General features: G+C 56.3%; 8 protein-coding genes and 2 pseudogenes. 6 read left to right on the top strand and 4 right to left on the bottom strand.

Annotated elements, in window-relative coordinates; translation table 11 throughout:
- Positions 1-41 precede the first annotated feature (41 nt).
- On the bottom strand, positions 42-1,436 hold the full coding sequence (locus ACYQ6M_RS28710; protein ID WP_460077224.1) for a Fic family protein: 1,395 nt from the start codon (positions 1,434-1,436) through the stop codon (positions 42-44).
- Positions 1,437-1,695: 259 nt separating this feature from the next.
- Here ACYQ6M_RS28710 and ACYQ6M_RS28705 point away from each other — a divergent pair, with 259 nt between their 5' ends.
- The 5 genes from ACYQ6M_RS28705 to ACYQ6M_RS28685 all read left to right on the top strand — a co-directional run bounded on the left by ACYQ6M_RS28705 (position 1,696) and on the right by ACYQ6M_RS28685 (position 9,507).
- Positions 1,696-2,967, top strand: a complete 1,272-nt coding sequence (locus ACYQ6M_RS28705) for a metallophosphoesterase family protein (RefSeq protein ID WP_460077221.1) — start codon at positions 1,696-1,698, stop codon at positions 2,965-2,967.
- Positions 2,967-6,449, top strand: coding sequence for an AAA family ATPase (locus ACYQ6M_RS28700; RefSeq protein ID WP_460077219.1), 3,483 nt, complete (start codon positions 2,967-2,969; stop codon positions 6,447-6,449). The genes ACYQ6M_RS28705 and ACYQ6M_RS28700 overlap by 1 nt, the downstream gene beginning before the upstream one ends.
- 80 nt (positions 6,450-6,529) lie before the next feature.
- Positions 6,530-7,696: a hypothetical protein gene (locus tag ACYQ6M_RS28695; RefSeq protein WP_460077217.1), complete on the top strand. Its 1,167-nt coding sequence runs from the start codon at positions 6,530-6,532 to the stop codon at positions 7,694-7,696.
- Between the two features lie 12 nt (positions 7,697-7,708).
- The gene (locus ACYQ6M_RS28690) at positions 7,709-7,870 is read left to right on the top strand and encodes a hypothetical protein (protein WP_460077214.1); all 162 of its coding nucleotides are present in this window, start codon (positions 7,709-7,711) and stop codon (positions 7,868-7,870) included.
- A gap of 80 nt (positions 7,871-7,950) precedes the next feature.
- On the top strand, positions 7,951-9,507 hold the full coding sequence (locus ACYQ6M_RS28685) for an ISL3 family transposase (RefSeq protein WP_460077211.1): 1,557 nt from the start codon (positions 7,951-7,953) through the stop codon (positions 9,505-9,507).
- A 94-nt stretch (positions 9,508-9,601) separates the two neighbouring features.
- Here the strand turns inward: ACYQ6M_RS28685 and ACYQ6M_RS28680 are convergent.
- The 3 genes and pseudogenes from ACYQ6M_RS28680 to ACYQ6M_RS28670 all read right to left on the bottom strand — a co-directional run.
- Positions 9,602-9,709 (bottom strand): annotated as a pseudogene (locus ACYQ6M_RS28680) (IS6 family transposase); the annotation flags it as partial.
- Positions 9,710-9,829: 120 nt separating this feature from the next.
- Positions 9,830-10,066 carry a hypothetical protein gene (locus ACYQ6M_RS28675; RefSeq protein ID WP_460077208.1) on the bottom strand — a complete coding sequence of 79 codons (237 nt, stop codon included), beginning with the start codon at positions 10,064-10,066 and terminating at the stop codon, positions 9,830-9,832.
- 405 nt (positions 10,067-10,471) lie between these two features.
- Positions 10,472-10,853: pseudogene (locus ACYQ6M_RS28670) on the bottom strand (IS21 family transposase); the annotation flags it as partial.
- 452 nt (positions 10,854-11,305) lie between these two features.
- On the opposite strand from ACYQ6M_RS28670, the gene ACYQ6M_RS28665 reads away from it, so the two are divergent.
- Positions 11,306-11,473 (top strand): hypothetical protein, encoded by a 168-nt coding sequence (locus ACYQ6M_RS28665; protein ID WP_460077206.1) that lies wholly within the window; start codon positions 11,306-11,308, stop codon positions 11,471-11,473.
- Positions 11,474-11,505: the final 32 nt, after the last annotated feature.

The raw sequence follows: 11,505 nt of genomic DNA, 5'->3' as shown, positions 1-11,505 counted from the left end.
CACTTACATCCAGAACTGGAATTGACGTAGGTCGTTCGCAGTCACTTCGATCCCCATACGTCTTGCCACGCCTTAAATTCCGATGGCCTTACCTGATAACGGGCAAAGTTGCCTTCGTGCATTCCGATGAGCTCGTCCTCCACGATCTCAGTGAATCTGGCTCTATCTTCCGGCTCGACTCGACTGCTCGCCCATGCTGACACCTCGGTTCCGATCTGCTTGCGCCCCACTTTCGTACGGATCAGCATCGATACAATCTCTCGCAACTCAGCGCGGTATTTCAGCCGGAACGGATCGGGTTCGCCGAGGGACTGCCGGACCGCCGCATATCTTGCCGCCGAACGTTCATAGGCCCAGAAGAAAACGTCTCTAAGTAGGGATACGTCGTTGAGTTCATAGACGCCAAGAATTGCATCTGTGTAGGCGCGCTGAGGAACGTCAGTGAACGAAAGTGGTGAGAGGTTGCTTCGGATCAACGGGATATTTGCGGCTAGGCGAGAGACCCGTTTGTTCACATCGTCAAACGGTTGCAAATATGGAAGGTGACCCATCACGAAAAATGCCTGTTCAAATGGATCCTCTATTGCCGCCGCCTTTTGCAGCATCTGATTAAACGAAGCCTCGATCAGCTGAGGCACTTCGAGGGGATGAAAAACCGACTGATCAATACCAACAGGTACGAAGCGTAGGCGACCGGATGCCGAGGGATCCGGCAGTAGGTTGTTGGATAGCAGGGCGTGAAGGTTCAGGAGTGTATATCTGTTGAAGTCGATCTCTTCTGCGGTGCCGACCAGGAATTCGATCGCATCCTTATGGTTAAGGATCATCTGCGCTTCAATGTGGTTTCGGCCAGTCGCTTCTTCGCCAAATTCGATCAGGCGTCTCGTGTCGAGCAAGGAATAGGTGTTGCCTTCGAGGCGGCTGGAGTTCCAGGCGAGGTCGATCAGTAACCGATTAAGAATGAGCTTCGCATAAGTGCCTGCCGGCTGGGGCGCGGTTTTGGGCTTGCCAATTTCCTGGAGACGTTTGCGCTCTTCCTCTTCAAAATAGAATGTGGAATTTGGTTCGTACTGATCGAGGAAATCGACGTTATAGCCGACAGGCATTCTGGCTCCTGTTGGCTGTGTGATATAAGCACGAACCGCCTGCCCTTCCTCCGAAAGCCTGATCAGACGACCATAGTCATCTTCCTGCTGTGCTGGCTCGCCAGCAGCCGGTTGTCCTGATGTCGCAAGGTAATACTTCGCCCATCGACCGCTGCCTGTCATACGCAGCAGCCCGACTTCCACGAGCTGTTTTAGCCGGTACTGAAGTGTGCGGCGTGGGATAGCTTCGGAGAGGCTGTTCGCGATATCTGGTGCGGAAATGCCGTCGGGATGTTCAGCAACGATATCCTGCAGCTCTTTCAGTGCGTCTTCAGGTAGTTTGTTCGCCATTGCCGAGATACTTGCGCGTAAGGGGTAGGCGCAATTATCATGGTTTAGGCGCAACTTTCAAGCGTAAGCGCAAGTTTGGACGATAGACGCAAGAGTCATTACGCGTCGGAACCAGGAAAGCCAACCTGAGAAAAACTGGTGAGGGGGATACGGTTTCAAAGACGTGATGATCGTGGTCGAAGAGCTTGCGCGCAGCTCTCAAATTCTCCGGTTCATTGGTGGCTTTACTTTGTATCGGAAGACCTAGAATACTAAGTTTATGCCGTTCAAATTTTTCCACACAGCTGACATTCATCTCGACTCCCCGCTACGCTCACTGGCACTTCGCAACAACGACCTCGCCGAACTGATTGGCGATGCCACACGGCAGACGTTGGTGACGATCGTCGACTTGTGTATCGATGAACAAGTGGACGCGCTAATTATCGCCGGCGATCTCTATGACGGCGACCAGACATCTATGAAGACCGCCCGGTTTCTGGCCAGCCAGATGCAGCGACTGCACGAGGCCGGCATTGCGACCTTCATCATCCGAGGCAATCACGACGCCCTTTCGCGCATCACCCAGGAACTCATCCTGCCGCCATCGGTCACTGTATTCGGCGGTCGCGCCCATTCGGTCGACATCACCAAGGGAGACCTCGCGCTTTCTATTCACGGCCTGAGTTTCGCCAAGCCTCACGCGCCGGAGAGCCTTCTCGAGAAGTATCATCACCCTACTCCCGATGCGGTCAATATCGGCATCATGCATACAAGCCTTGCCGGGGCACCCGGGCATGACCTCTATGCGCCCTGCAAGGTGTCGGATCTTCATGGTTGGGGGTTCGACTATTGGGCACTGGGACACATTCATACCCGGACCCAACATGCCGGCGATCGAATAGTGATTATGCCAGGCATGCCCCAAGGGCGGGACATCAACGAAGCCGGAGAGAAGACCGTCACTCTCGTTACGGTCAATGACGATCGCAGCTTCACCGTCGAAGAACGCCCGTCCAGCATTGCCCAGTTCGAACGCGTTTCGATCGATATGTCCTCGGCTGAGACCTGGCGGGAGGCAGCCGACCTGGTTGAACAAGAAATAGCTGGAACACGAGACCGAACACGATCGCAACACCTTGTCGCACGCCTTCGGTTGACGGGTCGTACACGATTGTCGTGGCAGCTGAGACGCGATCGCGATTTGCTGCTGGCGGAAGCCGAGCAGCGCGCGGAGAGCTTCGGAAACACCTGGATCGAAAAGATCGAGATCGCCACAGATGCGCCGGAGAGCACGCCGGTTGGCAGTGCCACCGCCGATCCAGTCCTTGAACTCGGCGAGCTGATACGCGGCGACATCATTCACCAACACGGCGTGCGGCAAGCCGTGCAGGATCTCGTCAAGGAACTGCGCGATGACTTGCCGCCAGAAGCGCGCGGTTTCAGCGGAGAGGACAAAGTCGCGTTCGAAGCACTGGTCGACCAACTGCTGTCCGAAGGAAGCGAAGACATGTTGGCTCGGCTCAAACTCAAAGCTCCGGAGGTCGACTGATGCGTCTACGCCGGCTCGATCTCACCCGCTACGGCAAGTTCACGGATTATTCGATCGACTTCGGGGAGCATGAGGGCAGCACACCGGATTTGCATATCGTCTATGGCTTGAACGAAGCAGGTAAATCGACGGCGCTTTCAGGTTATCTCGATCTCCTGTTCGGCATCGAAGAGCGCACGCGCTACAGCTTTCTTCATCAAGGCAAGGCCATGGAACTTGGTGCCTGCCTTGAATTTGAGGGATCGGCCCATGAGTTCAGGCGCGTCAAGCAGCGCAGCAACTCGTTGCTGAATGAGCATGGACAACCGGTCAACGAGGCGATTTTGAGCCTCCCGCTCGCCGGACTGTCACGCGACGCGTATCGCATGATGTTTTCACTCGATGATCAGACGCTGGAGGATGGGGGCAACGCCATCCTCGAGAGCAAGGGCGATCTGGGCGAACTGCTATTTTCGGCAAGTGCAGGCCTGGCCGGCGTCAATTCCATTCTAGAAACCGCTGTCGCCGAAGCCGATGGTATTTTCCGGAAGCGCGCGAGCTCGACCAAGATCGCAGGTCTGAAGCGACAGATCGCAGACCTGAAATCTCAGCGCGACGAACTCGATGTACAGGCGTCCGCATACAAGACGCTTACGGCAACGCTCGAACAGGCCGAGACAGCCTATGAGGCCGCCATGAAGGAAATCGCGACAGCCAAAGTGCGTCATGAAGAGATTGCCCGCGTCCTGCGTGCCTACCCTCTGGCATCAGAATACCTTCAAGGGCAGGATGATCTGGCGGGATACAAGGACATGCCGCATCCTCCGGACGAGTGGGCGGCAGCTCTTCCGGATCTCATCGTCGAAGAGACGCGGCTTCAAACACGGGTTGCCGGCCTCAATCAGGGCGAACAGAAGATCCGCGACGAACTCGAAGGATTTGTTGTCGAGGAACGTTTGCTCGAGATGACCGACGATCTCGCGCAGCTTGGAAATACGGCCGCACGCTACACGACCGCCGAAGAGGATTTGCCGAAAAGAAAGGGTGCACTTTCGGATTGGGCCCGAAAGATCGATCTGATCCTCGCAACCTTGGGTCAGTCAGACATTGACGATCCGAAGACGCTGCTGGTCCCGGCAGCCACGATCGGAACGCTTCGTGATCTGATCGCTCAGAAGTCCGGCATCGATGTCGCGCAACGAACGGCCGAGAGGGAACAGGAAGCTGCCCAGCAGGCCTTGGAGAATGAACAACGCGCCCGACAGGCGCTCGAAGATCAAGGCACCGCAGTCGACGCCGGCAAGGTCGCACTGCTTCAATCGGTGCTGAAACGCCTGCGCGACGGAAACCTTGCGGCTGAACTCCGGCTTGCCGAGCGGGCCATTCCAGGTAAGAGACGCGCCCTTGAAGATGCAATTGACGAGCTCCACCCGTGGACTGGCGAAGCTGCGGACTTGCGTAAGATGTCGCTGCCCCAACCCGATCGTCTGAATGCGTGGAAATCGACCCTCGACGGGATCGAGAAGCGACGTTCGCAGATCGTCGAGCGCAAACAGGAACTCTCGGCAAGGAACAATGAAGATACCGCCAGGATCTCTGCCCTGCGCGAAACGTCAACCATCATGGATGATGAGGAGGCAAAGGCCGCCCTCCTCGAACGCGACCAAGCGTGGGCGCGCCATTTATCCAGCCTGGTTCGAGAAACAGCTGATCATTTCGAACTAGAAATGCGAAGGACTGACGCGATCGTTGAAGCGCGTCTCAACGGTGTCAAGGAGCTCGAGGAATTACGGTCTCTTTCGACGGCACTATCGGTCACAAAAGCCAACCTCGATCAGCAAGACCGTTTGATGCAAGATGCCGGAAACGAGCTGGAAGCCTTGCGCGGCGCAATCAGGTTGGAAACGCCGACCGAATTCGTACTGCCTGCCGAAGCGCCCACGGATGCATGGCTGGCAATCGTCCGAAAATGGGCGGAGGGCCACACCTCAGCGCTGGCTGCATATGATGACCTCCGTAGTGCTCTGAGTGACCTCGACGACGTGAAGGCTGCGATAGCAACAGAGCAAGGTTCACTCACCGCTTCCTTGACTTCCATCGGGATCGACGTCGAGGGACTGGATTTGGCCGCTCTGATGCAGGCAGCCGACAACATTCTTGCAGACCACGCCGCGCTCCAGGCCAAGCGGACGGAGGCCCACAAACGCCTTGGAGATCTAGAAGCCGCGGCCGCGCTGCGAAAGTCGGCGCTGGACGAAGCTGTGGCCTCGTTCGAAGAATGGCAACGTATCTGGGTAGATACCCTCTCCACCACCTGGTTTTCCGACCGGGGAAACAGCGTCGGCGCGGTGCGAGAACTCCTCGACGCCATAGCCGATCTCCCCGAAGCATTGCGCGAGCAGGAAGATCTGCGGCATCGCATCGCGTCCATGGAATCCGATCAGGCGACTTTCTCCGACGCCGTCGGGCAGCTGCATACCGCTCTCGACGAGAGGTTTGACGGCAACAATCCGCTCGCCGCGGCCAAGGCTTTGATCCGACGGCACGATGAAGCCAGGCAGACAGACGCGAAGCGGCAGGAACGGAACCAGGCCCTTACCGACCTTGAACAAGAACGCGAGCAACTGGATGGCGAGATCGCGGTCCATGCCTCACGCAAAAAGCAGATGACTGAATTCTTCGATGTCGATGATCTCGCCGATGTCCGGCAAGCGCTGGAGCGCTGCAGGAAGAGAGACGAGTTGCTCGGGCATCAGGGCAAGCTCGAGCGGCAAATCGTTGGCGAGATGCAGCAGCAATCGCTCGAAGACGCAATGGCCGGCCTCGCCGAAATCGACCTCGGTGACCTGCAGCATGAGCAAGCCGAACTCGCAACGCGTCTTGCTGACCTTGACGGTCGGGCGAAGGACCTGTTCGCCGACAGGGCTCGTGCAAATGATGCCCTGAACGCTATCGGAGGCGATGACGCTGTCGCCCGCCTTGAAGCCAGCCGACGCACATTGCTTCTGGAAATCGAGGACTTGGCGCTGCGATATCTGCGCCTGAAAACCGGTAGCATGGTCGCTGAACAAGGCATCCGTGCCTATCGGGAAAAACACCGCAGCGCGATGATGAACCGGGCGTCCGAAGCGTTCCGGCTGATCACGCGCGATGAATATTCCGGACTTGCCACGCGGCCCGACAAGGACCGCGAGGCCTTGATCGGACTGTCTCAGCATGGCGCTTCCAAGCTTGCAGTCGAAATGTCCAAGGGCACGCAGTTTCAGCTGTATCTGGCGCTTCGATTGGCTGGATATGAGGAATTCGCGGCGGCCAGGCCATCCGTGCCGTTCATCGCTGATGACATCATGGAAACGTTCGACGAGCCACGTTCCGAAGAGGTATTCCGGCTATTCGGACAGATGGCTCAAGTCGGCCAGGTTATCTACCTCACCCATCATCGGCACCTGTGCGAGATTGCGATGCAGGTCATTCCGAACGTTCGAATTCACGAAATTTCATGACCTGCCAACACCCAATTTGGGTAACGCTAGCGCTGCACGAACAACGTTATACACGACTGAAACACACGAACGGTACATGAATGTTGGACTTGTTTGCTCCGCGATTTCGGGAAGAAAAACAGCACAATCACTTTCGTCTCATCTCGGCGGATCCTGACTACACAAATGTTCAGCCTATCATTCAAAACTGGGCGACTGGTCTACTGGATCGAAAGGGAGAGAGTCAGAAATTTATCAACGAATTTCAAACGACGTTCAATTCCTCGATGTGGGAACTCTATCTGAACAAAGCACTTGTCGACTTGGGATGCAGTGTCGACTTTTCAAAGTCTACGCCGGATTTCTTCGTCCGAGGACCCGGAAATTGCGAGTTCAACATAGAGGCTGTCGTCACTGACCAGCCTCCGACCGCGAAGCGGCAAAAGACCTTCGACGAGCAAGGTTTCAAGACTCGTGGCGCGCTGAAACTTGCTGGGAAGATCAGGGACAAGCTGGATCTCTACCGCGGAAGCAACGGAAAGAAGCACCCGTATTCCTCAATGAGCCACGTGCGAGGTCGCCCATTTGTCATTGCAATCGCCCCCTTCGATAGCGACTTTTCGCTTATTCAAAACAACGAGCTCATCAATATGGTCCTTTTTGGCTTGGCGCCACCTGTGCTCGAGGGGCCAAACCTAGGAACGCAAGACAAGATTAGCTCTCTCCTGAAGCCTTCGGGTGCGCGAGTTGAGATGGGAATTTTCACGAACGACTCGTATAAAGAGATCAGCGCCATTTTCTTTTCTACGGTCGGGACCTTCGGAAAAGCAGTCGTTGAAAGTAAGATTGATAGGCTCGTCCGAGCGACCCGTTACAGGGTGATCGACAAGTACAGGATTTCGCCCGGTTCGATGCTCTGGCAGATTGGGACCCACCGGTTTGAGCTTGCTGCGCTGAACTACCTCCTCACACAACGAAGAGAGAGTGACCACCAGATAGGCGGAGCAGACGTGCTTATTCAGCACTCATCGTTTTATCGTGAAACCCATCTGGACGGGCTGCAGGTCTATTTCAATCCGTATGCAGAGGTGCCGCTTGACCCAAAATTCCCATGGCCCGCAGAAATCGCTCTCAATTATTACAACGTCGAAAGCGGTGACCATATTCAAGCGCATCCTGACGGAGCTCTCGTTTCAAGGCAGGTTTATGAACTAACTCCAAAATACTTTCGGCATCTGCTCGGCAGATACGGCTTTCTTCGACAATGAGGAGTCAGATTGGTGAGAAGTCGAGATAGATTTGCTCGTACGCTCTCGGAGGCCAGCAAGTGCGCCAGGCAACTACGTGAAGATCTTGCGAACTGGGGCGTCCATCCGGATGCTCTCAGCTTCTGCCGCGAAGAACTGCTTGCCGCCAACTACTTCCACGCCGCTCTCTGTTGATTTTCACCGAGAACTGGCTCTGTCTCACATTTGCTGCTGTTGGAAGGCAGGCTTTTGCTGATTCACTGGAGGATCAGCTTATGCGACATCGAATTCCGCGCGCGAGCCTCGCGCCTGACGGCTTTTCAGTAGATGAAGTGAAGGTTGCAGAGGATAGCGTTCAGATTCAATTGCGGTCGCGGCAGCCCTTGGGAAGATGTCCGGACTGCGGACGAGTGAGCCGAAGAGTTCAAAGCCGATATGTGCGCCGACCTGCTGATCTTCCGCTTTCCGGTCGGCGTGTACAATTGACAATAGTCGCGCGCCGGTTCTGGTGCGATGCCGTCCTATGCGGTCGGCGCATCTTCTGCGAGCAGTTCGATGGCAGTGTATTGGCTCGCTATGGTCGGCGTACCCAACGGCTGGAAACAATCGTCCACCATCTCGGCCTGGCACTCGGCGGCAGACCGGCGGCAGCCTTTGCTAATCGCCTCATGATGCCAGTGAGCAACGACACACTGCTGCGGGTGGTTCGCCGGCGTATTGCCGATTACAGCGATGAACTCTTTGTCATAGGCATTGATGACTTTGCCTTTCGACGTGGCCAGACCTACGGAACAATCGTTTGCGACCTGGAGCGGCGGAGGCCTGTTACTCTCTTGCCGGATCGTGCGTTGGATACGTCTCGATCGTGGCTGGCCCAACATCAGTCGATATCAATCGTCGCTCGCGACCGGGGCGGTGGCTACGGCGAGGCCATCGCGAAGGCCCTGCCTGATGCGGAGCAGGTCGCCGACCGTTGGCATCTGATGGAGAATTCCAGCCGGGCGTTTCTTGATGCTGTCGGCAGGTCAATGCGCCAGATCAGGCAGGCGGTCGGCAGCAATGTCGTTGACCCCAAGCTTTTGACTTATGCGGAAAAGTTGCAATACGAGGGTTATCTACGCCGCCAGGAAACGAATGAAGCGATCCGGGAACTGTCGAAAAAGGGCACCCCCATTCGGCAGATCGTGCGGCAAACCGGTCATAGCCGGAAGCTTGTCCGCGACGTATTACGCGGCCAGCGCCTCGATGTCTTTCGAACACGGCCAAGCTCGCTCGATAGCTGGCTCCCTTGGCTTAACGGCCGCTGGGACGAAGGGGCTCGAAACGCCTTGGCACTTTGGCGTGAGATGCGGGAAAAGGGCTTTCCAGGGCAAAGTGGCGTCGTCTCACAATGGGCGCAGCGCCGGCGTCTGGCAGAGAAGGCCAACCAAAGTGGTCTTGCCCGAACGCCATCGGCACGGGTTATCGCTCGATTGATGACTGCCGCACGCGATGATTTGGCGAAGTCCGAGGCTGTCCTGGTGGCGGCGATTGAAATGAGTGTTCCTGAACTGGTTGCCGCGCGCGACGCCATTGGCGACTTCCAATCCATGATCCGCTCGAAGACAGCATGCAGGCTTGATGACTGGCTTGAAACAGCCAAGAACAGCTTGGTCGGATCCTTCGCAAACGGCGTAGAAAAGGACATCGACGCCGTTCGGAACGCTATCATCTCTCCTTGGTCGAATGGGCAAACGGAGGGACAGATCACGCGCCTGAAGCTCATCAAACGCCAAATGTACGGGAGAGCAAAACTCGATCTATTGCAGGCGCGATTGATTGGCGCATCCTAATAGCTACACGTCAGCAAAAGTGCGTCAGAGCCAGTTCTCAGTGAAAATCAACACCTAATACTTCAGAGCTGATAAACGATCCGTGCACCAACGCCAAGTACCAGGACATCGCCTGGATGATCAGCCAGGCCTCACACTGTCGGCCTTTGAAGTCATCCTTCGATTGGCGTTTCAGTTTTTCAACGATGGCAAAGAGAATCATGACGCGTAACACCAATTACAGGAGCGCTCTTTCAACAGTCAAATCTCAAGGCGTGGTTAATGCGAAAAACTTTGCGACACGCTCGGTCCGGCGCTGCTGCTTTAGCCACTCAAAACTGAATCAGTCTTCCTCTTTGTAGAGCTTTAAAACTCTCGGGTTCGTTAACTGGTTGCGGGTCGCCTCGAACCTGTAACCGTCCCAATCCGGCCAGGACTCCCAACCGATCGGCGTTGCCCTGCCGTACCATACCCGGACGACTACCCGATTATCCCCCCACTCGTCGATGATGGAAACCGTGTGCGTTCCGCCGAGGTCGGAATCGATGTCATAGACTTTGACGTTTCGGATCTGAACCATTGTCCCCTCCCCTCACAACAAAGCAAGCTGTTCGGCGGGACGATGCGGGACAGCCGGAACCGGCAGGGCCCTTAGGCGGTCCTGCACCCGCCATTGCCGGGCGCGGTCCTGGGCAAACTCGTAGCAGGCGATTTCGCAGATGATCGAGGTATCCTTCCAATCGTCCTTGTGCATCGAGGTATCGACACCCGGTCCTTCATGCATGCGGAAGCCGGACAACTTCTGATATTCAGCCGCTGGACCGGTTTCAACCCCTCGAAAGCATTGCGCGCCGGAATAGCGGAAGGCGGCAGACGTCTGCGGCACGATAAACTCGCCACGGTCGGCGAGCTCGGCGGCAATGTCGATCACATGAAATCCAAACTGTAGGCTACGATAACGAGGTCCGTTCCCGAAGCACTTCACCACCATGGCTTCGCCGAAATCGGCCTGAGTATGGCCGGGCGGATGCAACAGCGGCACGAAGACCTCGCGGCGGTGCAGCGCGCGTTCGCGCATGTAATCCCTGATGATCGTGTAGTCGCCGGTGAAACCGCATTCGTCCCGCACCCGGTCGAACAACCGCTTGGCCGTATGACGCTGCTTGCGCGGCATGTCCACGTCCTCATCGAGCCATCGATCGACGGTCTGAACAAACGGGTCAAGCTTCGGACGACGCACCGGCGAGCGGCGTCGAATACGACAGCATCTAGCGAACCGCGTCGCACGATGTGTTGAAATGCTTCGTTGCCTGGCGCTGCGTCATCCCTTCGGAGCACGCAAGAAGGACCCTCAAATACAACTCCACGGTATAGATCCCCTAACTCTCCTGCAGTCTTCGCAGAAGGAAAATAGGTGGACGACTTTTACGCCGCCCGCAGCAGGACTATCTCGCCGCTACCGTGGTCGAATTTTGCACCGCCAATCTCACCGGTTTTGTGAGGAAAAGCCGGGTTTCTCATCTTGTTCTGGCAAGCCGGGCCTTCAGAGCGTGCGATCATCCATCATCCAGGCCCTGCACGTTCTTATCGTTGAACTGGCTTCCCAAAAATGCTTCTGCCTCGCCGAATCTGCCGGTTTTCCGAAGCGTTTCGACGAGGCGCTTGGTGTTTTGCCTGAGATTTGCCTTTTGGTTGACCAGCAAATGAAGATAAGGCAATGCGAGATCAGAGTAGTCACCCCGGTCACGGCATGCCTCTTGCAAGCCAGATCGATGCAGGCCAACAGCCGGTCACGTAGCCAAGGCTCGGGCTCCAACTGATGACGGCCTGCGAGGACAGACAGGATTTCTCGCAAAACTATACGAAGCTGGTCAGTGTCGCAGATGCATCCGAACAAGGTGTCGATCACGTCGTCCCGAACCCGGAAGTCTTCGTGGCCGAGAACGTCAGAGGCAACCGCTTCTCTGATCATCGCGAGGTAAGTTGACTTGTAGCTGACCGTTCTGCCAACGCTTTTCG

The sequence above is a fragment of the Roseibium sp. ROS1 genome (assembly GCF_054658215.1).
The sequence above is the reverse complement of the archived record's forward strand: the minus strand, read 5'-3'. Positions and strand labels throughout refer to the sequence as shown.